General features: G+C 63.6%; 23 protein-coding genes and 1 pseudogene. 21 read left to right on the forward strand and 3 right to left on the reverse strand.

Annotated elements, in window-relative coordinates; all coding sequences use genetic code 11:
- Positions 1-347 precede the first annotated feature (347 nt).
- Positions 348-3164: an ATP-binding protein gene (locus AC19YS_RS27290; protein ID WP_500603074.1), complete on the reverse strand. Its 2817-nt coding sequence runs from the start codon at positions 3162-3164 to the stop codon at positions 348-350.
- Positions 3165-3740: 576 nt separating this feature from the next.
- Here AC19YS_RS27290 and AC19YS_RS27295 point away from each other — a divergent pair.
- The 9 genes from AC19YS_RS27295 (at position 3741) to AC19YS_RS27335 (ending at position 10604) form a co-directional block, all read left to right on the forward strand.
- Positions 3741-4013, forward strand: a complete 273-nt coding sequence (locus tag AC19YS_RS27295) for a BufA1 family periplasmic bufferin-type metallophore (protein WP_106579920.1) — start codon at positions 3741-3743, stop codon at positions 4011-4013.
- A complete protein-coding gene (locus tag AC19YS_RS27300) occupies positions 4010-4423 on the forward strand; it encodes a DoxX family protein (protein WP_500603075.1) in 414 nt (137 codons plus the stop codon). Before AC19YS_RS27295 ends, AC19YS_RS27300 begins: the two co-directional genes overlap by 4 nt.
- Before the next feature lie 12 nt (positions 4424-4435).
- On the forward strand, positions 4436-5197 hold the full coding sequence (locus AC19YS_RS27305; RefSeq protein WP_106579918.1) for an alpha/beta fold hydrolase: 762 nt from the start codon (positions 4436-4438) through the stop codon (positions 5195-5197).
- Between the two features lie 26 nt (positions 5198-5223).
- Positions 5224-5496 carry a BufA2 family periplasmic bufferin-type metallophore gene (gene bufA2, locus AC19YS_RS27310; protein WP_017137586.1) on the forward strand — a complete coding sequence of 91 codons (273 nt, stop codon included), beginning with the start codon at positions 5224-5226 and terminating at the stop codon, positions 5494-5496.
- Between the two features lie 130 nt (positions 5497-5626).
- Positions 5627-6451, forward strand: coding sequence for an MNIO family bufferin maturase (bufB, locus tag AC19YS_RS27315; protein ID WP_119736350.1), 825 nt, complete (start codon positions 5627-5629; stop codon positions 6449-6451).
- Positions 6448-7200, forward strand: coding sequence for an HvfC/BufC family peptide modification chaperone (locus AC19YS_RS27320; RefSeq protein WP_500603076.1), 753 nt, complete (start codon positions 6448-6450; stop codon positions 7198-7200). Before bufB ends, AC19YS_RS27320 begins: the two co-directional genes overlap by 4 nt.
- Positions 7201-7556: 356 nt before the next feature.
- The gene (locus AC19YS_RS27325; RefSeq protein ID WP_124417881.1) at positions 7557-8921 is read left to right on the forward strand and encodes an MFS transporter; all 1365 of its coding nucleotides are present in this window, start codon (positions 7557-7559) and stop codon (positions 8919-8921) included.
- A gap of 70 nt (positions 8922-8991) precedes the next feature.
- Positions 8992-10119, forward strand: a complete 1128-nt coding sequence (locus AC19YS_RS27330; protein WP_106579913.1) for an MFS transporter — start codon at positions 8992-8994, stop codon at positions 10117-10119.
- A gap of 17 nt (positions 10120-10136) precedes the next feature.
- Entirely contained in the window at positions 10137-10604 is a 468-nt protein-coding gene (locus AC19YS_RS27335; protein ID WP_500603078.1) for an MEKHLA domain-containing protein, read from the forward strand.
- Here AC19YS_RS27335 and AC19YS_RS27340 read toward each other — a convergent pair.
- Complete coding sequence (locus AC19YS_RS27340; protein WP_106579912.1) at positions 10601-11122, reverse strand: DUF3087 domain-containing protein; 522 nt, start codon at positions 11120-11122, stop codon at positions 10601-10603. The two genes, AC19YS_RS27335 and AC19YS_RS27340, sit on opposite strands and share 4 nt — an antisense overlap.
- Before the next feature lie 118 nt (positions 11123-11240).
- Here AC19YS_RS27340 and AC19YS_RS27345 point away from each other — a divergent pair, with 118 nt between their 5' ends.
- Both AC19YS_RS27345 and AC19YS_RS27350 read left to right on the forward strand, forming a co-directional pair.
- Complete coding sequence (locus tag AC19YS_RS27345; protein WP_164487946.1) at positions 11241-11417, forward strand: hypothetical protein; 177 nt, start codon at positions 11241-11243, stop codon at positions 11415-11417.
- A 15-nt stretch (positions 11418-11432) separates the two neighbouring features.
- Positions 11433-11630, forward strand: a complete 198-nt coding sequence (locus AC19YS_RS27350; protein WP_169367079.1) for a DUF6021 family protein — start codon at positions 11433-11435, stop codon at positions 11628-11630.
- A gap of 37 nt (positions 11631-11667) precedes the next feature.
- Here the strand turns inward: AC19YS_RS27350 and AC19YS_RS27355 are convergent, their stop codons facing one another.
- Positions 11668-11904, reverse strand: coding sequence for a DUF6555 family protein (locus tag AC19YS_RS27355; protein WP_106579910.1), 237 nt, complete (start codon positions 11902-11904; stop codon positions 11668-11670).
- A gap of 120 nt (positions 11905-12024) precedes the next feature.
- Here AC19YS_RS27355 and AC19YS_RS27360 point away from each other — a divergent pair, with 120 nt between their 5' ends.
- The 10 genes and pseudogenes from AC19YS_RS27360 (at position 12025) to AC19YS_RS27405 (ending at position 23529) form a co-directional block, all read left to right on the forward strand.
- Positions 12025-12858 carry an arylamine N-acetyltransferase family protein gene (locus tag AC19YS_RS27360; RefSeq protein WP_500603080.1) on the forward strand — a complete coding sequence of 278 codons (834 nt, stop codon included), beginning with the start codon at positions 12025-12027 and terminating at the stop codon, positions 12856-12858.
- A 124-nt stretch (positions 12859-12982) separates the two neighbouring features.
- On the forward strand, positions 12983-13735 hold the full coding sequence (locus AC19YS_RS27365) for an outer membrane beta-barrel protein (RefSeq protein ID WP_119736339.1): 753 nt from the start codon (positions 12983-12985) through the stop codon (positions 13733-13735).
- A 145-nt stretch (positions 13736-13880) separates the two neighbouring features.
- Positions 13881-14237: a c-type cytochrome gene (locus AC19YS_RS27370; RefSeq protein ID WP_500603081.1), complete on the forward strand. Its 357-nt coding sequence runs from the start codon at positions 13881-13883 to the stop codon at positions 14235-14237.
- Positions 14238-14311: 74 nt separating this feature from the next.
- Positions 14312-15640, forward strand: a complete 1329-nt coding sequence (locus AC19YS_RS27375) for a D-arabinono-1,4-lactone oxidase (RefSeq protein WP_500603140.1) — start codon at positions 14312-14314, stop codon at positions 15638-15640.
- A gap of 25 nt (positions 15641-15665) precedes the next feature.
- Positions 15666-15869, forward strand: a pseudogene (locus AC19YS_RS27380) (DSD1 family PLP-dependent enzyme); the annotation flags it as partial.
- A 107-nt stretch (positions 15870-15976) separates the two neighbouring features.
- Entirely contained in the window at positions 15977-16594 is a 618-nt protein-coding gene (gene lexA, locus AC19YS_RS27385) for a transcriptional repressor LexA (protein WP_106579904.1), read from the forward strand.
- Positions 16594-17208: a translesion DNA synthesis-associated protein ImuA gene (imuA, locus tag AC19YS_RS27390; RefSeq protein ID WP_106579903.1), complete on the forward strand. Its 615-nt coding sequence runs from the start codon at positions 16594-16596 to the stop codon at positions 17206-17208. The genes lexA and imuA overlap by 1 nt, the downstream gene beginning before the upstream one ends.
- Positions 17209-17215: 7 nt before the next feature.
- Positions 17216-18631 (forward strand): Y-family DNA polymerase, encoded by a 1416-nt coding sequence (locus AC19YS_RS27395; protein ID WP_500603082.1) that lies wholly within the window; start codon positions 17216-17218, stop codon positions 18629-18631.
- Positions 18607-21699: an error-prone DNA polymerase gene (locus tag AC19YS_RS27400; protein ID WP_500603083.1), complete on the forward strand. Its 3093-nt coding sequence runs from the start codon at positions 18607-18609 to the stop codon at positions 21697-21699. Before AC19YS_RS27395 ends, AC19YS_RS27400 begins: the two co-directional genes overlap by 25 nt.
- 126 nt (positions 21700-21825) lie before the next feature.
- Positions 21826-23529 (forward strand): ATP-binding protein, encoded by a 1704-nt coding sequence (locus AC19YS_RS27405; protein WP_200623618.1) that lies wholly within the window; start codon positions 21826-21828, stop codon positions 23527-23529.
- Positions 23530-23535: the final 6 nt, after the last annotated feature.

Consider the following 23535-nt stretch of genomic DNA (forward strand, 5'->3'; position numbering starts at 1 on the left):
GCTTGCTCGCGAAGGCGGTGGGTCAGTTAGCTCATGTGTAGCTGACACACCGCCTTCGCGAGCAAGCCCGCTCCCACAATTTGACCGAGTGCAGCCTCCACCACCGCAGTGCTTTGCTTTTCTGTGGGAGCTGGCTTGCCTGCGATGCAGACAACTCGGTCCATCAGGCCCACCGGGTTGATGCCATCGCAGGCAAGCCAGCTCCCACCTTCGTTCGGGCACACCGAGCTCAAGCGAGGTGCCGAGTGGTGGGGCAAGAGCCCTTTGGTTACTTTGGGGCTTTTCCAAAGTGACCCGCTGTAAGAGCGGAACCCATACCCGCCATCACCCAAATACCGGATATGCCCTCAGCGATGCTGAAACCTGGGCAAAGAAGCAATGCGTAACTTAGGCTCCTGCAACCGCGCCAAGTCCGTGGCAATCTGCGCCCGCCAGAAGTGCGCACCGGCCAGTTGCGCATCCACCCACGCCTGGCGCAGCAGCACCTTGGCCTTGTCCACCGACCCGTAGTTGCCCTGGCGCAGTGTCAGTTGGGCCTTGATCCGCAGCATCTGCGGCACGAACCAGCGCTCATGGCGGCCGATAGCCAATTGCAGCGTCTCCTCCAACACTTCCAGCGCGAGTTTTTCCAGGCCCAGGCGCGCCAACCCCAAAGCGTATTCACAACGAAACAGACTGTAGAGCTGACCATCGCCCTGGCCCTGCAGGTGCTGCAGGGCTTCGCCAAGTTGTGGCACGCCTTCTTCCGGCGAGCCCTGGCGGATCAGCAGGATGCTCTCGAAACACAGGCGAAATTGCCGCCAGATATGCAAGTCCTGGCGGGTGGTGCTGTCCTGCAGCAGGCCCAGGTAATACCGCATTTTCGGCAGGTTGGACGCCAGCAGCGCCAGGGGGATCGCCCCCAGGCACAAGGTGTACCAGAGGGTCGCCGGGTGATCGAGTGAGACCGCTTCATCGACGCAGGTGCCGATCAGCCGCAGGGCCGGGTCGACGTCGCCTTCCATAAATTGCACCTTCGCCTTGAGGCAGCGTGCGGCGATGCGCTGATCAAACAGCGCGTCGATGATGTGCGAGCGCGGGGCCGACGGTGAACCCAGGGCTTCGTCGATATTTTGTCGGGCGCCCGCCAGGTCGCCCATGTGAAACAGCACCACCGCCCGCATGCGCTTGCCCAGCAGTTGCTGGTTCCCGCTGTTGTTCAACGCAATGTAGCGCTCGGCCAACTCCAGTGCTTCGGCGTACTGGTTACACGCACAGCGATCACCCCAGAGCCCCCACAGCGCGCGAAGTTTGTGCTCGGCATCGCCGAGTTCGCGGCCGTCCTCGCGCACCTGGCGCCATGCTTCACGCAACGGGCCGCCGGTGCCGTCGGTGAGCATCAGCGCGCTGGCCAGCGCGGTGTTCAGCAGCATGCGTTGGCGCGTCGGCAATGGGGTGCTGGCGTCGCTGGCCAGCCCCTGGTCAACCCAGCTGCGGCACTCACTGACCAGCGACAGGCGCAGCCATAACGGCACGCCGCCCAACGTCAGTTCAATCCCCAGCGGCAGGTTGCCGGTCGTCGAGTAGGCCCAGTCGAGTGCCGACCGCACCGTGTTGATCTCGGGGCCATACAGCGCGACCCAGGTTTGCGGTGACAGGCCATCCAGGGTCTGCCCGGCTTCCTGCAGCACCCCAAGGGCATAGCGCGCATGGCGTTCGGCGGTGGCGTTGGTTTCGCCCTGTTCGGCGAGCTTTTCCAGGGCGTAGGCGCGGGTGGTTTCCAGCAGGCGATAACGCTTGAGCAACTGCGATTCGCCGGCGATCAGCAGTGACTTGTCCATCAGGCTTTCGAGCAGGGGCAGGGCATTGCGCGGGTCGAGGGCGCTGCTGGCAGTCATGGCCTTGACGGCATCAAGGGTGAAGGAGCCGGTGAAGACGGCCAATTGGCGCAGCATCGCCTGCTCGTCGCCGCTGAGCATCGAATAGGTCCAGTCCAGGGTCGCGCTCAGTGAGCGATGGCGGGCGAGGGCGGTGCGCCGGCCGGTCATTTGCAGGCGGAAGCTGCCGTCCAGCAGGCCGACCAGGTCCTGGATGCCGAAGGTGCGTACCCGCGCGGCGGCTATTTCGATGGCCAGCGCATTGCTGTCGAGCTTGCGGCAGATGGCGCTGACGGCCGCCACGTCGGCGTCGTTGAATACAAAGTCGGGGTCAAGGGCGCGCACGCGCTCCACAAACAGGCGCACGCCGGACCATTTCAGGGCTTCGACGGCGCTGAGTGTCGTGTGTTCGTCGGGCACTTGCAGCGGCGCCAGGTCGTGCACGCGCTCGCCGTCGGCGCGCAGCGGCTCGCGACTGGTGGTCAGCACGTAGCATTGAGGGGCGCTGCGCAAGAGGGTTTCCACGGCATCGGCGGTGGCCGGCAACACGTGTTCGCAGTTGTCCAGTACCAGCAGCAGGCGGCGGTCGGCCAGGGTGGCGGCGATGCTGTGCAGCGGCTCGTCGCTGACCGTCTGGATGCCCAGGGCGCTGGCGAGCATGCCGGTGACCCATTGCCCGCTGGTGGCCGGCGCCAGGTCGACGAAGCAAGTGTCCAGCTTGAGTTGGTTGGCTAACTGATGGGCCACGGCCATGGCGACGGTGGTCTTGCCGATGCCGCCAGGGCCGGTGATGGTCAAGAACCGCTGGTTCAGCACCTGGTCGGCAAGGCTGTCGACCAACTCATCGCGGCCAATCACTTCGCAGGACGGCGGCGCGACAGGGGGCTCATGGACGCGCGCGTGGGGCACCGGCAGATTGTCTTCGCCGGCCGCCTGCACGGTCACCGGCGCCACGAAGCGATAGCCGCGGCCCGGCACCGTGACGATATAGCTGAAGTTGCCATCGTCGCCCAAGGCCCGGCGCAGCGCGACGATCTGCGCGCGCAGGTTGCATTCCTCCACCACCACCTTGGGCCAGGCGAACGAGATCAGCTCGGCTTTCTCCAGCAGTTCGCCGGCGCGGGTGGCCAGGGCAATCAGCAAATACAGGGCGCGGCTGCCCAAGGTGACGGGCTCACCGTTTCGCAGCAATACGTGCTGGCGTGCGAGTAACAGGAAGGGGCCAAAACCAAGGGCGCTTTCGGCGCACGCCGGGGCCAGGGGTTCTGCGTCCATGAAGGACACTGCGTGGTTCTTGCTCGAGCTCATCAATTCGTCCTTTTTATAGTCAGGCTTGTTATTGGCGATCAGGCCATTCGCCCTTTTGGGTACAGATGTGCAGCAGCAGTCTTGGAAAGTTGATGTCGATCAAAAAGTCGGGAAAGGTCGCCCTCCTTTGGGGCGTTGTCGTTTTTATTGGCGTGCCACGGATTGTGTTTCAGTTGATGAGACTGTCTCAAAGCTGAAACATTTTATTACCAGAAACAGGGATAAAGCAGAATGTATGCCAGTTGGCATGTAACAAAGATGACAACAACCGCATGAAATTTATGGTGATTTTTAGGGTCGTCGAGGCCGCCTGAAGGGCTTCGTTCGGAAAGGCGAATATTTCTAATTGTGTCGTTCGGGATGCCGAATAAATCGGCGCCTATTTGGCGGTGGGTTATCCACTGTGTATCGCTGTGTATCCGCGCACCACCTTGATACACCGGCATGACGTTCTGTCGTGTTTGCGACACAGAGCGGATACACGCCTGGCTTTAACTCTGTTCACCAGCCGGCGCTGGCGGTCACGCACCGCCATTCGCGCCCTGGTCACACTCAGTCAAGCCAGGAGATACACCGATGAAGCGTCCTTACGCTGCCCTTGCGGCAACCCTCGCCCTGTCCCTCAGCGCCTTCGCGGCGGTGGCTCATGCCGATGAGCCCAAACCTCAGGAAAAGTGCTTCGGCGTGTCCCTCGCCGGCGCCAACGACTGCGCTGCCGGCAAGGGCACCTCGTGCGCCGGCACCGCCACCGCCGACTATCAGGGCAACGCCTGGGTGCTGGTGGACAAAGGCACCTGCACCCAGATCAAGACCCCCAAGGGCTACGGCAGCCTGACGGAACAGCCGTGATCCAGCGCCTGCTGCCCCAGGCACTGCTGTTGTTGGTGGCGCGGCTCGGGATCGCCGCGGTGTTCTTCCTGTCGGGGCGCACCAAGGTCACGGGTTTTCTGAACCTCAAACCGTCGACCTACGCGCTGTTCCGTTCCGAATATGCCTTGCCGTTGATTCCGTCGGACTGGGCTGCGCACCTGGCCACCTACGCCGAACACCTGTTCCCGCTGCTGCTGGTGCTGGGCCTGCTGACACGTCCGGCCGCCGCTGCGCTGCTGGGCATGACCCTGGTGATCGAGGTGTTTGTGTACCCCGACGCCTGGCCGGTGCACCTGACCTGGGCGGGCCTGCTGCTGCCGCTGCTGGCCTATGGCGGCGGAGCCTGGTCGCTGGACCGCTTGCTGTTGAGCAAACCTTTACAACCCTGATGGAGAGTCCCGATGCGAATGCTTTCTTCCCTGGCCATTGCGATGGCAATGACCGTTCCGCTGTTGGCCCAGGCGGCCGACACCGCGCAGCCCGGCACCGGCAAAAGCGTGGTGATCGTGCCCGGTTCGTTTGTCGACGGGTCCGGCTGGCGTGTGGTACACGACATCCTGATTCACAAGGGCTACAAGGTCACCGTGGTGCATCAAAGCCACGAGAACCTCGCCGCCGACGTGGCTGAAGCGCGCGAAGTGCTCGAGCAGCAAGTGGGCCCGGTGGTGCTGGTGGGCCACAGCTCCGGTGGTGCGGTGATCTCGATTGCCGGCGATCGCGACAAGGTCAAGTCGCTGGTCTACGTCTCGGCGTTCCAGCCGGAAGTGGGCGAGAACATGGCCCAGCTGATTGGCTCCATGCCCGCGCCCAGCGATGACATCAAGCCAAGCCGCGATGGCCACTTGTTCTTCGACCGCACTCGGTTCAACGCCGACTTTGCCGCCGACCTGACCACCAACCGCACCGACTTCATGGCCGCTTCCCAAGTGCCCGCCACCACCGCGCTGTTCGGCGGCACCGTGTGGGCTGCGGCCTGGCACAAGAAGCCGACCTATGCGGTGGTGTCCACCGACGACCGCGCACTGAGCCCCGCACTGCAACGCTGGATGTACCAGCGGGCCGGCTCCAGGGTCACCGAAATCAAGGCCAGCCACTCGGTGTACATCGCCCAGCCTGAGGCTGTGGCGAAGGTCATCGAAGACGCCGCGTCTGTCATCAAGTAACCCACACACCCACACAGGAAAACACCATGAACACTGCACTCAAATCCCGCTTGAGCCTCGCCGCTGCCGCCGCCCTGATCGCTATGGCCTCGGCTTCATTCGCCAGCGCCGCCAGTGCCGCCGACCAGCAGGAAAAACCCGGCCGCTGCTACGGCGTCAACAGCTGCAAGGGCGAAAGCCTGTGTGCCACCGCCAAGCACGACTGCAAGGGCCTCAACAGCTGCAAGGGCGAGGGCGTGATCGTCAAGACCCCATCCGAATGCCTCAAGGCCGGCGGCACCCTGACTGAACCGAAATAAACCATCACCCCTGCGGGCGCGGGCTTGCCCACGAAGCGTGTTAACGAGGACGCGGGCGTGCAGACAGTGCACAGCGTGCTCAAGTTTTTCGCGTGCAAACCCGCGCCTGCAGTTTTACTGGAGAGCCGCCATGCTGACATCCAACCCGCCCTTTTCGGGCTATGGCCTGGGCCTGCGCAAGGAACACTACTGCGATTTCCTGGAGACCTCGGTGCCCGTGGATTTCGTCGAAGTGATCTCCGAGAATTTCATGGTCGCGGGCGGCCAGCCCCGGCACATCCTGCGCCAGATCCGCGCACGGCACCCGGTGGCATTGCACGGGGTGTCGATGTCCATCGGCAGCGCTGAAGGGCTTGACCCGCACTACCTGCAGCGCCTCAAGGCGCTGGTCGATGAAATTGAGCCGTTGTTTGTGTCCGATCACTTGAGCTGGTCGCGCAGGGGCAATTTCAATGCCCACGACTTATTGCCGGTGCCCTACACCGAGGAGGCGCTGGACCGGGTCTGCGCCAATATTCATCAGGCCCAGGAAGTACTCGGCCGCACGCTGCTGGTTGAAAACCCGTCCAGTTACCTGGCGTTTGATGGCGCGTCCATGAGCGAGTGGGAGTTTATTGCCGCCATGGCCCGGCGTACCGGCTGTGAGCTGTTATTGGACGTGAACAATGTGTTTGTCAGTGCCAGCAATCATGGCTTCGATGCGCTGGCGTTTCTCGCGGGCATGCCTGCCGAACGCGTGCGCCAGGTGCATTTGGCCGGCCATAGCCAGGGCCGCGCGTTGTTGATCGACAGCCACGACCGCCCGGTGTGTGCCGGGGTGTGGGAACTGTATGCCCACGCCATCGCGTTACTGGGGCCGGTGGCGGTGATGATCGAGCGCGACGATGAGCTTCCACCGCTGGCCGAGTTGCTTCAGGAGCTGTCCACGGCCCGTGCCTTGGCAGCGCAGCAATGAACCTGGCCGAGTGGCAGCAGGCGTTTCGCACCTGGCTGGTGAGCGCCTCGGACGAGGCCGCGCAGGTACTGGGCAATCACCGCGCAGGCCTGGCGGTGTACCAGAACAACTACCGCGCGCAATTGGTGGGCTGCCTGGAGCTGGCGTTCCCGAACCTGCGTCGATGGCTGGGCGATGAGGCCTTTCTGGCGGCCAGCATTGCCCATATCGACCAGCATCCGCCGCATGCCTGGACGCTGGATGCGTATCCCGAAGGTTTCTACGCGACGTTGAAGACGGTGTTCCCGCACAACCCCGATGTGCATGAATTGGCCTGGATCGAGTCGGCGTTGAATGAAGCGTTTGTCGCCGCCGATGCGTTGCCTGTGCCCGTGCACGCGTTGGCTGAAGTGGACTGGGACAGCGCGGTTTTGCAGCTGACCCCGTCGCTGCGTTGCCATGCGTTGACCACCAATGCCGAGGCCATATGGTCTGCGCTGTGGCAGGAAACCGAACCGCCCGAGGCGGTAATGCTGGAGGAGGCGGGCGGCTTGTTGGTCTGGCGGCGCCAGTTCACCTCGCGCTTGCGTCAGGTGCAGGCGCTGGAGCTTGACGCTTTGTTGCATGTGCAGGGCGACGGCCGTTTTGCAAGGTTGTGTGAATTTTTGGTGGCGCGTTTGGGCGAGGAAGCGGGCGTGGTCCAGGCTGGTGAATACCTGGCTGGATGGTTGGGCAGTGAGTTGATTGTGGGGGCCGTGGCGAGTGAATAACCTGTGGTGAGCGGGCTTGCTGTGGCGAGCAGGCTTACTGTGGGGAGGCTGGCTCAGCGTGGTGGAGGCTGACCTTTTGTGGCGAGCGGGCTTGCCCCGCGTTGGGCTGCGAAGCGGCCCCAAAGGCGGCCAACCGGGTTTGTCAGATACACCACAGCGACTGTAAGGGGAGCGCTCCGCACTCCAGCGCGGGGCAAGCCCGCTCGCCACAGTAAGGCCGCACTTCATCGTGAGCCCGCTCGCCACGACGTTGGCGGCGGCAAACATGAAAACTCTGACAGCCAGGCAATTGGCCACTGAAAAAAACCGCGTCTGCCCGTACTCTAGGGGCCTTTGTTGCCAGCGCCGGATTGTTCATGTCTTCTGTTGCCGATGGGTTGCCCTCCAATAAACGCTTGCCGGCCGTAATTGCCCTTTCATTGGGGATCGGCATGGCGACCCTCGACACGGCCATCGTCAACACCGCGCTGCCCACATTGGCCGAAGGCATCGGCACGGACTCGGCCTCGGTGATCTGGGTGGTCAACGCCTACCAACTGGCGATTATCGCCACGGTGCTGCCATTCGCTTCGTTGAGTGATGTGTGGGGGCACCGTCGGGTATACCTCGGTGGGTTGCTGCTGTTTATTGTCTCGTCGCTGTTTTGCGGGCTGGCCGGGTCGTTGCTGACCCTGACGGCCGCGCGCGTGGCGCAAGGCCTGGGCGCGGCGGCGGTAATGAGCGTGAATACCGCGTTGCTGCGGCATATCTACCCGGCAAAAATGCTCGGGCGCGGTCTTGGCTACAACTCGCTGGTGGTGGGGCTGGCGTTCACCCTCGGGCCGACTGCCGCGTCGGCGATTCTGTCGGTGGCAAGCTGGCACTGGCTGTACCTGATCAACGTGCCGCTGGGCCTTTTGGCCCTGGGGCTGGGCCTGCGTTCATTGCCGACATTGCCCATGACCGGTCACGCGTTCGACCGCCTCGCCGCGCTGCTGTGTGCCGGGTTGTTCGCCTTGCTGGTGCTTGGCCTGGGCACGGCGGTGCACGGCGCCCAGGGCGCACTCACCCTGGGCCTGATCGCCGTGGCGCTGGTCTGCGGTGCGTTACTGTTGCGCCGCCAGGCTGGGCACCCGGCGCCGATGCTGGCTCTGGATCTGTTCAAGCGCCCGGTGTTCGCGCTGTCTTCCCTGACTGCGATCTGTGCGTTCAGCGCCCAGGGCTTGGCCTTTGTGTCATTGCCGTTTCTGCTGCAGGCGGTGCTTGGTCATAGCCAGGTGGAAACCGGTTTTCTGATGACGCCGTGGCCGGCCGTTGTTGCGGTCATGGCCCTGGTCGCAGGGCGCCTGGCAGACCGCGTGTCGCTGGGCGTGTTGTGCGGCATCGGCCTGTTGCTGCTCAGTGCGGGGATGGCGGCGCTGGCAACCCTGGGCAGCGGCGCGTCGGCCTTTGATATCGGCTGGCGCATGGCGCTGTGCGGCGCCGGGTTTGGCTTTTTTCAATCGCCCAACCTCAAGGCGATCATGACCAGCGCACCCTTGGCCCGCAGCGGCGGGGCCAGCGGCATCGTGGCGATCTCGCGGCTGCTGGGGCAAACGTTGGGGGCGTCATTGGTGGCGTTGTGTTTTCACCTGTCCCTGGGCAGTGGCCCGCAATACGCGCTGTGGCTGGGTTGCGTGTTTGCGTTGGTGGGCAGTGTGGCCAGCGGTCTGCGTTTGCTGCCCTATGGGAAAAAGGCGTGATGGGGCGTTGTAAAGTCCGCCATGGGAAGGCTAACGTGGCGGCCTGAATATTTCAGGATGTTTCAGCTTTATGTCCAGCCTGGCCCAACGCACTGCCGATACCACGTCCCGACGCGCCGCGCTGACCCTCGCGTTATGCCTGCCCAGCGACGTGTTGCTGTACCTGCTGTTGCCAATGGAATCCCAGGCCTTTGGCATCACGCTGGCGCAGGCCGGGGTGTTGTTGGCAGCCAACCGCCTGGTGCGGATTTTTGGCTATCGGCATGTGCTCAATTTCTATGCGCGCAACGGTGACCGGCTGACGTGCATGATTGCTGCCGGCGCGGCGACGGTGTGCGCCCTGGGCAACTCGCTGCTGTCGGGGTTCGCTGCGCTGCTGGGCTTGCGGCTGATCTGGGGCCTGTGTTTTGCCGCGTTGAACCTGTCGACCCAAGTATTGGCAACGTCCGAGCCCGCTGGTGCAGCCCGCCGGGCGGGGCGTTCACGCGCGATGATCGCCCTCGGCCCGATGCTGGCACTGCCGCTGGGTGGCTGGTTGACCTTATGGGCCGGCCCACGCCCGATCTTTGTGATGCTTGCCGGCTGCTGCCTGGCGGGCTTGTGGGTGGCGCGTGGCTTACCCACCGCCGGGCATGATTTGCACAGCACCGGGCGGCGCTTCAAGTGGCCCGACAGTGTGGCGACCTGGTCGTTTATCGAAGGCGTGGCGCTGGACGGGCTGTTTATTTTTGGCCTGTCGATCCAGGCGCAGAAGATTCTCGGCGGCGATGCGGTGCTGATCGCCGGCGGCTTGATGGCCCTGCGGTATGCCTCGGAAATGCTCCTGAGCCCCCTGGGCGGCCGTGCGGCGCAACGCTTTGGCGCCACGTCGATGCTGTTGCTGTTTTCATTCTTGAGTGCCCTGGCCCTGACTGCGTTCGGCAGTTATTGGGTGATCGTCGGCGCGGCGGCGGTATTGGTGCTGCGCGCGCTGCAACTGCCGCTGGTGACCACCCTGGTGGCCGAGCGCAACCCGGGCTCGATGCGCGTCTCGGCACTGGCGTCAAATGCGGTGTGGCGCGATGTCGGCGCGGGCCTCGGGCCGTTGCTGGCGGGCCTGTTGCTGCCGGTGGCGTCAGCGCCGTGGGTGTTCGGCCTGGCGGGCGCGGCCATCGCGGTGAGCGCGGTATTTTGCTGGCGCACTCAGGTTTCAAACTGACCAGGTGAGGTGGTGTGGTGTCCCTTCAAGAAGATTTCGTGCGGGTGCTGGATGAGTCGTATCGACACTGGAGCGGCCAGGGGCAGCCGGCGCCGGAGCACCTCAACGCGCAGCAGCGCCTGAGCTGGCTGCACACCCACGCACCCTATAGCCTGCTGGCCCACGACGGCGCCGCCGACCCGCGCTTTACCTACGCCAATGCGTGCGCGTTGCAGTGCTTCAAATACCCTCGCGAGACGTTTATCGGCATGCCTTCACGCTTCAGCGCCTCGGAGCGTGATCGCGCCGAACGCCAGGTATTGCTTGAGCAGGTTACCGCCCATGGTATCGCCCAGGGCTACAGCGGCTGGCGCGTGGATGCGCACCATCAGCCGTTCATGATCTACGCCGGGGTGGTCTGGACCTTGCTCGACAAGGCCGGCCAGTCGTGTGGGCAAGCCGCGCTGTTCTGGCCGGATGAACAGCGCATCGGCGTACTGGCTTAGGCGCTTTTGAGGCTGTCCAGCCATGCGGGGTCGAGGCGGGTTTGCTCGGTGTCGATGCCCAGTGCCTGCATCTTCGCCTGGTGGGCGTCGATCTCGCCGACCAATTGCGCCTGGGCACTGGAGTTGGCGTCCAGCGCATGCATCTGCGTGAGCCCCAGGTGGTAAAAACGCAACAGCTTGATCGCCGCCGGGTCGTTGGCCTGCACGCCTTCGGTGACCTTGTGCATCACGTTGGTCACGCTCATCAAACTGCGCTTGAGCTGCCAGCCATACACCGCCGGCGCGAGCCAGGGCTGGGTCCAGAACGGGCCGCGCACCAACGCGACGGTGATCAACACCCCGGCAAACACACCGCCGACGTTGAAGCGCAAGTTGTCACCGCCGGGTTCGCCGAACAGCATGACCGCCAGGCTCGACAGCAGCATTGCCAGGGCCACGAACAGCACGGCAATGATCAGGGTGCTGCGGCGGGTCTGCTGGCGGAAAGTGGCGGGATCACAGGGTTTGAGCTCGAACATCCGGGTCTGGTCTCAAGAAGGGGCGGGGTGGCATCTTCGCATGCTTTGCGCAATCAAGTTGAACGATGGCTTCGCGCGGTTTCTCTACATCTGTGTAGCCCCCGTGAGGTAAACCATCATGCCCGAATACAAACAGCCGCCGCCCGGCACCCCTGACCCTGACCGCACACCCGGTGAAGAGGAGCGCGACAACGATGCGTTGCGCCCCAACGACCCGGCGGAGCGTCAGGACGACGATGTGGAACAGGTCGAGCAAGACCTTGAACACCTTCATGACAAAGCCCGCCCGCTTTAGAACAAGGAGATCGCCGTGAGTAATCCCCCGAAAGGCCCGCGTTCAGACGAGCATGGCAGTGGCAAGGACGAACTGGGTTTTGACCCGGATTCCCCCGATGTGGCCGACCCGCAAGTCGACCCCATCGGCCCTGCGATCGCGCCGTTGGACAAGGAAAAACAGCCGAAAAAAAAGCCGCCCTATGATCCGCTGGGCGACTTGAAAACTACTTGAAGAAACACGACAAGCCCCGCCATTGCGGGGCTTGTGCTTATTTGGGTGGCACCCAGGTGACGTCGGTAATACCGAACTTTTCCGCCCAGGGCCGGGTAGTTTTTTTCACCTGCTCGTGACCCACACGCCCGATGCGGCTGACATGGGCGATGTCGGCATCCACCGCGGCCCAATGCCACGCCTCGGCGTTGTTCATCACTTCCGCGCGCACCACAAAGGACTTCGGTTGGCCGTGAAGCTGGTAATTAATGGTGTAGATTTTTGCGGTACTCATGTTGCCTCCCTGTCTTGTTATAGATGGATAGGCGAGTGTTCAAAAAGGTTCAGTCAAAATGACAAGTCGCGCATTGGCCCGGCATAGTGAGCGCTTCGCCCCGCGCTCAAGGATCGCGCCATGTCCCGTTTGACTCATCGCCAGCTTTACCTGCAACGCCTGGGCTACGACACGCCGCCGCCGCCGACCCTGCAAACCCTGCAGCAATTGCAGCTGCGCCATGTGTGCACCTTTGCCTTTGAAAGCCTGTCGACGTTGCTGCGCTGCCCGGTGCCGATCGACTTGCCGAGCATCGAGCAAAAGGTGCTGCTCGATGGGCGTGGCGGGTATTGCTTTGAGTTGAACCACTTGTTTCTCGCGCTCTTGCAGGATTTGGGTTTCGAGGCGCGCGGTCTCACCGGCTGGGTCGTGATGGGCGGGCCGGTAGATGCGCGCACCGGGCGCACCCATCGCCTGAGCCTGGTCACCTTGGAGGGCGTGCGCTATGTCACCGACGTCGGCTTCGGCGGCATGGTGCCGAGCAGCCCCTTGCAACTGGACACCGAGGCGACCCAGGCCACCGCCCACGAACCCTATCGGCTGACGTTCAATGGCGCCGATTACACCTTGTGGGCCAAGGTGGGCGAGGAGTGGCGTGGCTTGTATGTGTTTGACCTGCAGGTGCAGGCGGACAGGGACTATGAAATCGGCAACTGGTACGTGTCGACGCACCCGGATTCGGTGTTTGTTGGCCAATTGAAAGCTGCACTGCTCGCGCCGGGTAAACGCTACACATTGAATAACGCCCACTATGCGGTCCACTGCCTGGATCAGCCCAGTGAAAAGCGCGCAATCGAGAGTGTCGATGAGCTGCTGGCAGTGCTGCATGGCACCTTGGGTATTCGCCTGCCGGCGCATCCTCTTCTTCGCGAGAGCCTTAATGGCCTAGTGATGGCAATTTCCAAAGAAGCTTGAGATAGAGCCTGCGCTGAAGCGTTTTTTCTCCAAATCGATGCAAATTAATTCGAACCTTTCGCGAAAGCCGAGGTTCGAAGCGATTCCTGAATAATTTGCTCACCAGACAAGGAGATTTAAAAAGATGTCCAAGCTATTCGGAAAATTCCTCAAGGGCTCCTCGCTGTTGGCGCTGGTCGCTGCGCCTGCCGTGGTGTTCGCCGCTGCACCGACAGGCCCGATTTCCGTTTTCGGTCTGCAGGGCAGCTACAACGACTTCAAACTTGAAGGCGGCAGCGAAAGCGACAAGGACCACATGCCTGAAGCGGGCCTGTTCTACAACTTCGGCAACAAGCTCACCGCTGAATCCGGCTTTATCTACCAGGCCGGGATCGAAGCCAAGTACGGCGAAAAGAGCGACAACAAACTCAAGGAAGGCCAGGCTGACCTGGACCTCGGCTGGCGTGCCGCGCTCGACGCGCGCAACTTTGTCGACGTGATTGTGGGTGGCGGCTATACCTGGACCCGCTACGAGCCGGACACCAATGACTACGACGTCAAGCTCACCAACAAGTCGCCGTTCGCCAAGGCGGCCCTGGGCTACAACCACCAGTTCGATGACATGACCCTGCGCGTCGAAGCCGGTGCCCGTCGTACCATCGACGGCCGTGCCAAGCTCAAAGTCGATGGCGTGGGCAGCGACACCGTGGACCTCAAGGACCGCACCAACCCTTACGCTGAAGTCAGCCTGCTGATGAACCAGAAAGGCGACCTGCCAGTGATGGCGGGCCTGTACTACACCCGTACCGAATACAAGCTGGACGACGACTCCTATGTCGCCGACAACACCAAGCTCAAGCGTGACGAGTACGGTTTCAAGGTCGGTATCGCGTTCTAAGCGAACCTCAAGGATGCGGGGTGGCCAACGCCCCGCATTCGACTGTCCCACCAAGCCCCCTTTGTGTCCGCCAAAACCCTCAACGCCGTGGCGTCGCTGCCTTAGTTTGCAAGCAGCTTCCACAGCCTAAGAAGAGAGGGTGGCCATGCGCCGCATTGCCTTATTGTTGGCCGTCCTCGGCCTGCTCACCGCCTGTGACGACACGCCCAAACATCCCCCCGAACGCGCCACTGCGGCCACTGCTATGCCGGCTGACCCGGCGTTGGCCCAGGTCTACGACACCAGTTGCAAGCTGTGCCACGCAAACCCTGCGTCCGGCGCGCCGTTGACCGCTGACAAGGCTGCGTGGAACCCGCGCATTGCCCAAGGCACCGACACGCTGCTCGACCACAGCATCAACGGCTACAACGGCATGCCGCCCATGGGCATGTGCATGCAGTGCTCCGAGGCGCAGTTTGTGGCGCTGATCAGCTTTATGGCCGGTGTTGAACTCCAACAATAAGAACGGGGTGGTGGCTGGCGCTCTCACGGCGGCAACTCTTGCAACAAACGGCTGCGGCCGGGGCGTTCCTGGCGCTGGCCGGCAACCCGGTGCTGGCGCAATTGGCCCACGCGCCACGCCTGATTCCGTGGCGCAACTGGTCGGGGGCGCAGACGTGCCAGCCGCTGGCGCGCCTGGCTCCCAAAGACCTGGATGAACTGGTGCAGGTGATCCGTCAGGCGCCCGGCACTGTTCGGCCGGTCGGCTCGGCACATTCATTCAGCGCGCTGGTGCCGACTGACGGCACGTTGGTCTCGCTGAGTGGCTTCAATGGGCTGCTGGCCCACGACCGCGCGACCCTGCAAGCGACCTTCGCCGCCGGCACGCCGATGTCACGCATGGGCCCGGCGCTCAGGGCGGTGGGGCAGGCGTTGCCGAACATGGCGGACATCGATTACCAGACCCTGGCCGGGGCGATTTCTACCTCCACCCATGGCACCGGCGTGGGCTTCACCTCGTATTCGGGCTGCGTCACCGGGTTGCAACTGGTGACGGCCCAGGGCGAGGTGCTGGATTGCGACGCCCAGCGTCACCCCGAGGTCTTCAGCGCGGCGCGGGTTTCTCTTGGGGCCTTGGGCGTGGCCACCCGGATTCGTTCGCAAAACCGCGCGCCGTATCGCCTGCTGGAGCGCCAGTGGATCGCCAAGACCGAAGAGCTGCTCGAAGACGTCGACAAGCACACGCGCGAAAACCAGCACTGGGAAATGCTCGTGGTCACCCATTCCGACTACGCGCTGTCCATCGCCCTCAACGAAACCCAAGCGCCTGAAACGCCGCCGATTGACCCGGCCGAGGCGGGCGGCAACGCGTTTGTGTCGATTATCGAAAAGCTCGACAAATACGCCAGTGATTTCCCCGATACCCGTCGTACCTTGCTCAACAGCCTGCGTTTTTTTGCGCGCTTTGAAGACCGTGTGGCCGAGTCGTTTCAGGTCTACGCCAACGTGCGCACTGTGCGTTTCAACGAGATGGAGTACTCGGTGCCTGCCGAACACGGCCCGGCCTGCCTGCGCGACATCCTCAAGCTGATCACCGACAAGGACCTGCGCACCTGGTTTCCTATCGAGTACCGCTACGTCAAGGCCGATGACATCCCCTTGAGCATGTTCGAAGGCCGCGACAGCTGTTCGATCTCGGTGCACCAGCATTACGCCATGGACCATCACAACTTCTTTGCCGCCGTGGAGCCGATTTTCTGGAAGTACGCCGGGCGCCCGCACTGGGGCAAATTGCACACCCTCAACGCGCGCACCTTGCAGCCGTTGTACCCGCGCTGGGACGAATTCACGCGGCTGCGCCGTGAGCTGGACCCCGGCGGCAAATTTCTCAATGCGCACCTGTCATCCATCCTGGGAGTGGTCTGATGAACCGACGGCATTTTGTCCTGGGTCGCCCTCGGGGCTGCAAAGCAATGGATTGTATGGGCGCAGTTCGAACCAGGAGATGGTTAACGGTTCGCCTGCGGTGGGGTTGAGGGTTGAGGATCAGGTGTTTTTGCGGCCTACGCAGAGTGAGTATGTGCTGTTGCAGTTTGGGGATCTGCTGGCAGTGCGCGGCGCAAAGATAGTGGAGACTTGGCCGGTTTATGGCTGACTCCAGGGGCAGGCTTGCGCTGAATGCCGGTGCATTGCTGCCCTCGGACAGGCACTCGAGCGCTCCCGACTGACGGCTATTGTCAGAGATTTCCTACAAGAGTACAAATGTACTCCATGACGACCCTGACCCCCCGCCGCACTGCCATCCTGACCTTCATCCGCGACCGCATCGCGCAGCAAGGCCAGCCCCCCAGCCTCGCCGAGATCGCCGAGGCGTTCGGTTTTGCCTCCCGTAGCGTTGCGCGTAAGCACGTGGTGGCCCTCACGGAAGCCGGTTATATCGAGGTCAACCCTAACCAGGCCCGGGGCATCCGCCTGCTCAACCAGCCGGCACGCCCGGAATGGCTGGATGTGCCCGTGCTCGGCCGCGTCGCCGCCGGTTTGCCGATTGGCGCCGACGCCGAAGTGCACAACCGCCTGCAACTGGACCCCGCCACCTTTGCGAAAACCCCGGATTACCTGTTGCGGGTGCAGGGCGATTCGATGATCGAAGACGGCATTCTCGACGGCGACCTGGTCGGCGTACGCCGCAGCGCCGAAGCCTTGAACGGCCAGATTGTGGTGGCGCGCCTGGACGGCGAGGTCACCATCAAACGCTTCGAGCGCCATGGCGAGCATGTGCGCCTGCTGCCGCGTAACCCCGCGTATCAACCCATCGAGGTAGGCCCCGACCAGGACCTGGCCATCGAAGGGGTGTTCTGCGGCCTGGTGAGGCAAGGCTGATGGGCGCCGTCGTTGCCCTGGACTCGCTGTTCAATGGCGGCCGAGTCTGGAAGGGCCGGCCTGTTGCACCGCCGGCCAGCGTGCACCCCACCGGGCTGGCGGCGCTGGACGCGGTGCTGCCCAGCGGCGGCTGGCCGGAGGCGGCCCTGAGCGAAATCCTGATGGCCAAGGAAGGGGTCGGCGAATTGCAATTGGTGCTGCCGACCCTGGCGCGTTTATCAACGGCAGGGGAGCGCATCGTGCTGGTCGCGCCGCCTTACACGCCGTACCCGCACGCCTGGCAGAACGCCGGGGTGGATTTGCGCCAGCTTTCGGTGATCCAGGCCGAGGAGCGCGATACCTTGTGGGCCGTCGAACAATGCCTGCGTTCCGGCAGTTGCGGCGCCGTGCTGTGCTGGCCGCGCAAGGCCGATGACCGCGCCTTGCGCCGTTTGCAGGTGGCGGCCGAAACCGGCCAGACCCTGGCGTTTGCCTGGCGCTCTTTACACGAGGCAATCAATGCCTCGCCCGCTGCCTTGCGCCTGGCCGTTGAGGCAAAACCGGCGCAAGTGCGGGTGCTCAAATGCCGGGGCGGGCTGGCCCATCCGGCGCCGATTGCGCTGGCGGGGCACTGAGGTTGCCATGCGCTGGGTGTGTATTGTCTTCCCGCAATTGGCGCTGGACGGGGTGCAGCGTGTGCATCCCGAGCCCGACCAGCCGCTGGTGTTGCTGGCTGGTACGCCGCAGCGTCGCGTGTTGCAAACCGTCAATGCCGCCGCCCGCGCGTTGGGCCTGCGCCCCGGGCAATCGCTGACGGCTGCGCATGCGCTGGCCAAGACCTTCGCCAGCGCCGAATACGACCCCGCAGAAATCGAGCGCTGGCAGCAGTTTCTGGCGGCCTGGGCTTACCGTTTCAGTTCCCAGGTCAGTGTGTATTACCCGCGCGCCTTGCTGTTCGAGATCGAATCGAGCCTGGGCCTGTTCGGGCCGTGGCCGCAGTTCGAGGCGCGGTTGCGCAACGAGCTGACCGCGTTGGGGTTTCGCCACCGTATCGTCGCCGCGCCCAATCCGGCGGCGGCGCGGGTGCTGGCCAATATCTACGATGGCCTGGCCGTGGCCGATGATCACGCGCTGCACCAAGCCCTGGCGCCATTGCCTGTCGACCGTTCAGGCCTCGACCCGCAGGCCGCCACCGCCTTGTCACGCATGGGCCTGCGCACGCTGGCTCAGGTGCAGGCGTTGCCCCGCCACACGCTGGCGCGGCGCTTTGATGCCGGCTTGCTCAAGCACCTGGATGCGCTGAGCGGGCAGCGGCCGCTGCCCCTGGCGTTCTATCAGCCACCGGACCAGTTCGATGCACGTATCGAGCTGAATTTCGATGTGCAATCCCACCAGGCCTTACTGTTTCCGTTGCGCCGCCTGACCGGAGACCTGTCGGCCTTCCTTTGCGGTCGCGACAGCGGCGTGCAGCGTTTCGACCTGCACCTGGAACACGCCCAGGCGCCTGACAGCGTGATCAAGGTCGGCCTGCTCAGCGCCGAGCGCGAACCGGCGATGCTGTTCGAACTGGCCCGCGGCCGTCTGGAGCAGGTGCAAGTCACCTCGCCGGTACGCGGCTTTCGCCTGGTCGCCCAAGACCTGCCGGTGTTCGTGCCGCAACGCCAGGACTTGTTCGACGACCGCCCGCAACAGACGTTGCCCTGGGAGCAGCTGCGCGAACGCTTGCGCGCACGCCTGGGCGATGAGGCTGTGCAAGGCCTGCGCTTTCATGCCGACCACCGCCCCGAATGCGCCTGGCAAGCCGCCGCCGATAGCCGCGCGTGCCCCACTTTGAACAAGGTGCAGCGCCCGGGCTGGTTGCTGCACGAGCCGACCTTGCTGGCCGAGCAGGGCGTACAGATTCTGATGGGCCCGGAACGCATCGAATCCGGTTGGTGGGATGGCGCCGATATTCGCCGCGACTATTACCTGATCCGGACCCGCGCCGGGCAGCAAGGCTGGGCCTATCGCACCGTCGGGCAAAGCGATGGGCTGTGGCTGCAAGGCTGGTTTGCATGAGCTACGCCGAGCTGCATTGCCTGTCCAATTTCAGTTTTCAGCGCGGCGCGTCGAGTGCGCTGGAGTTGTTCGAGCGCGCCAAGCGCCAAGGCTACAGCGCCTTGGCGATCACCGACGAATGCACCTTGTCGGGCATTGTGCGCGCCTGGCAAGCGGCGAAGGCGGTGGACATGCCGCTGATTATCGGCAGCGAGGTGCGCATCGAGAATGGCCCCAAACTGGTGTTGCTGGTTGAAGACCTCAGTGGCTACCAGCACTTGTGCCGACTGATCACCCTGGCCCGACGCCGCGCCGAGAAAGGCCGCTATCGCCTGCTGCAGGAAGACTTCGATCAGCCTCTGCCCGGCCTGCTGGCGCTGTGGGTTGCCGACGACAGCGACACCCAGGCCTCGATCCAGTGGCTGCGCCGTACCTTCGCCGATCGCCTGTGGCTGGCGGTGCACCTGCATTGCGGCCAGAACGATGCGCGCCACCTGGAACAGCGCCTGGCCCTGGCCGCCAGCCTGCACATCAAGGCGGTGGCCTGCGGCGATGTGCACATGCATGCGCGCGGTCGCCGCGCCCTGCAAGACACCATGACCGCTATCCGTCATCACGTCACGGTGGCCGACGCCGGCACACGCCTGCACCCCAATGGGGAGCGGCACCTGCGCAGCCTCGACGCCCTCGGCGCGCTGTACCCGCACGCCTTGCTGGATGAAACCCTGGCCATCGCACGGCGCTGCACGTTCGACCTCAGCCAGTTGCGCTACCACTACCCGCGCGAGTTGGTGCCCGCCGGCCAAAACGCAAAATCCTGGTTGCGCCAGCTCACCGAAGAAGGCATTGCCCAGCGCTGGCCGCAGGGTGTCGATGCCAAGACCTTGCAGCAGATCAACCATGAGTTGGCGCTGATCAGCGAGCTGGGTTACGAAAGTTATTTCCTCACCGTGCACGACATTGTGCGCTTTGCCCGCAGCCGTTCGATCCTGTGCCAGGGCCGGGGCTCGGCGGCCAACTCGGCGGTGTGTTTTGCCTTGGGCATCACCGAGATCAACCCGAGCCTGATGAACATGCTGTTCGAACGCTTCCTGTCCAAGGAGCGCAACGAGCCGCCGGATATCGACGTCGACTTCGAACACGAGCGCCGCGAAGAAGTGCTGCAGTACGTGTTCCAGCGCTATGGGCGCACCCGCGCGGCCTTGACGGCGGTGGTCAGCAGCTACCACGCGGCCGGCGCGGTGCGCGATGTGGCCAAGGCCCTCGGCTTACCGCCGGACCAGATCAACGCCCTGGCCGAATGCTGTGGGCGCTGGAGCGACGATGCGCCGCCCCTGGAGCGCTTGCGCGAAGGCGGCTTCGACCCGCAAAGCCCGATCCTGCGCCGGGTGCTCACGCTGACGCAGCAGTTGATCGGCTTTCCTCGGCACTTGTCCCAGCACCCTGGCGGCTTCGTGATTTCCGAATACCCGCTGGACACGCTGGTGCCGGTGGAAAACGCCGCCATGGCCGAGCGCACCATCATCCAGTGGGACAAGGACGACCTCGACGCCGTTGGCCTGCTCAAGGTGGATATTCTGGCCCTGGGCATGCTCAGCGCGATCCGTCGCTGCTTCGATTTACTGCGCCGGCATCGCAACCAGGACCTGGCGCTGGCGACGATTCCCAAGGAGGACGCCGCCACCTACGCGATGATCAGCAAGGCCGACACCATTGGCGTGTTCCAGATCGAGTCGCGCGCGCAAATGTCGATGCTGCCCAGGCTCAAGCCGCAAAAATTCTATGACTTGGTGATCGAGGTCGCCATCGTGCGGCCGGGCCCGATCCAGGGCGGCATGGTGCACCCATACCTGCGCAGGCGTAATAACGAAGAGCCGACGACGTATCCCTCACCGCAACTCAAGGCGGTGCTGGAGCGCACCTTGGGCGTGCCACTGTTTCAGGAACAAGTGATGCAGATCGCCATGGTCGCCGCCGACTATGGCCCCGGCGAGGCCGACCAGCTGCGCCGCTCGATGGCCGCCTGGAAACGCCATGGCGGGCTTGAGCCGCATCAGGCACGCCTGCGCGCCGGCATGCTCAAGAACGGCTACAGCGAGGCATTTGCCGCGCAAATCTTCGAACAGATCAAAGGCTTTGGCAGCTATGGTTTTCCCGAGTCCCACGCGGCCAGTTTTGCCTTGCTGACCTACGCCAGTTGTTGGCTCAAATGCCATGAGCCGGCGGCCTTTGCCTGTGCACTGATCAACAGCTGGCCCATGGGCTTCTACAGCCCGGACCAGATCCTGCAGGATGCGCGGCGTCATCGCTTGCAGATCCGCCCGGTCGATGTGCTGGCCAGTGACTGGGATTGCAGCCTGGAACCCATCGACGGCCAGCAACCGGCGATCCGCATGGGCTTGCGCATGATCTCGGGGTTTCGCGAGGAAGACGCGCGGCGCATCGAAGCGGCCCGCCAGCGCGGTACGTTCAGCGACATTGCCGACCTGGACGAACGCGCCGGGCTGGATGCGCGCGCCCAGGCATTGCTGGCGGACTCGGGCGCCTTGCGCGCGTTGGCCGGCAACCGGCACAAGGCGCGCTGGGAAGTGGCCGGAGTGCATAAACAGCTGGGGCTGTTCGCTGGCCTGCCCAGCCCCGACGAAGCGGCGGTGGCGCTGCCGGCACCAACGGTTGGCGAAGACCTGCAGGCCGACTACGCCACGGTCGGCACCACCCTTGGCCCGCATCCCTTGGCGTTGCTGCGTGATGAACTGCGTAAACGCCGCTGTCGCAGTTCCCTCGAGCTGATGGCGGTTGCGCATGGGCGCAACGTCAGCGTCGCGGGGCTGGTCACCGGCCGGCAACGCCCGGGCACCGCCAGCGGGGTTACCTTCGTCACCCTGGAGGATGAATTCGGCAACCTCAATGTGGTGGTCTGGCGTGACTTGGCCGAGCGTCAGCGTCAGGCGCTGGTCGGTTCGCGCCTGTTGAAAGTCGACGGGCGCTGGGAGGCGGTCGGCGAGATACGGCACTTGATTGCCGGGCGCCTGACCGACCTGACGCCGCTGCTGGATGGGATTAATGTGCGCAGCCGGGATTTTCATTGACGGGAGTTGCTCAGGCCTTCTCGGATAAGCTATATGCAATGAAACGAATTATTGCAGTCAGGCTCCAAGTTTTTATCAGCGCAACTGCATCACTCATCCATTCTTCTCTTCGCCAAGAGCCCATAGATGTTTTTTTTATCCAACACCCATGGCTGCGAAGGCTGGGGCGGTGAAATGGCCCAGCGGATCCGCGCCTTTGACTGGTCGACCACTGACCTCGGCCCGATCCACGCCTGGCCGAAGAGTCTGGTCAGCGCCGTGCAGATGCTACTGGCATCCCCGATGCCGATGGTGATGCTGTGGGGGCGGCCGGGGTACATGATCTACAACGACAGCTACTCGGTATTTGCCGGCGGCCGGCATCCGTATCTGTTGGGCACGCCCGTGGAGCTGGGCTGGCCGGAAGTGGCCGAGTTCAACCGGCATGTGGTGGACACCTGTTTGGCGGGCGGCACGTTATCGTTCAACAACAAGGAACTGGTGCTGCTGCGCAATGGCAAGCCGGAAGATGTCTGGATGGATCTTTACTACAGCCCCGTCGCCGGCGACGACCAACAACCGGCGGGTGTGCTCGCGATTGTGGTGGAGACCACCGCCCACGTGAACTCCGAACGCTTGCGCCAGGAATTGACGCATAACCTGGAGCAACGCGTGGCGGCCGAAGTGCAGGCGCGCTCCTCGGCCGAAGCGCAATTGCGTCAGTCGCAAAAACTCGAAGCCATCGGCGGCCTGACCGGTGGCGTGGCCCACGACTTCAATAACCTGCTGCAAGTGATCGCCGGCAACCTGCACCTGCTGGCCCGGCACGAACCCGAGAATGCCCAGGTACAGCGCCGTGTCACGGCCGCCATCGCAGCGGTGGAGCGCGGCGCCAAACTGTCGTCGCAACTGCTGGCCTTTGCTCGACGCCAACCGTTGTCGCCGGCTGTTTACAACCCCCAGCGCATCTACGCAGGTTTGGGTGAATTACTGCAGCGGGCGTTGGGCGAAACCATCCATATCGATGTGCAATTGCCGCAGGATTCCTGGTGCATCAATGTCGACCGCAACCAGTTGGAAAACGCCTTGCTCAACCTGGCGATCAATGCCCGCGATGCAATGCAAGGCGAGGGCGTGATCCGCATCACCGGCGATAACATCATCCTCAACCCCGACGACTGCGTGGGCAAGAGCGTCCTGCCTGGCGAATATGTGCGCCTGGCCGTCACGGATATTGGCGTGGGCATGTCGCCGGCGGTCCTGGCGCGGGTATTCGAACCGTTCTTTACCACCAAGCGTGAAGGCCATGGCACCGGCCTTGGCCTGAGCATGGTGTTTGGTTTCGTGCGGCAAAGCGGCGGCCATGTCGAGGTGTGGAGCGAGGAGGGCAAGGGCACGGTGGTGCAGATGTACTTTCCGCGCAGCCTCGGCGCCGAGGACCCGGACAGCCACCCCGTTGAGGCTGTGCCGCACGCGGGTGGCCAGGAAACCATTCTGGTGGTCGAGGACAACGTTGATGTACGGGTGACGGTGGTGGAATTGCTCGAGCAGTCGGGCTACACCGTGCTCACCGCCGAAGACGGCGACCGCGCGATGCAAGCGCTGCAGGGCGGCGTGCAGCCGGACCTGATTTTTACCGACGTGGTGATGCCCGGTCGGGTCAAAAGTACGGACCTGGCCGACTGGGCTCGCGCCCAGGTACCGCCGGTGGCGGTGCTGTTTACCTCCGGACACACGCGCGACATTCTTTCCAGCAATCACCTGCTGAGCCCCGACATTCATCTGCTGAGCAAGCCCTACAGCCCCGAATCCCTGACACAACGGGTGCGCAGCGTGCTCACTGTCCGATAAGGTCTT

It is taken from the genome of Pseudomonas sp. MF08831 (assembly GCF_059862645.1).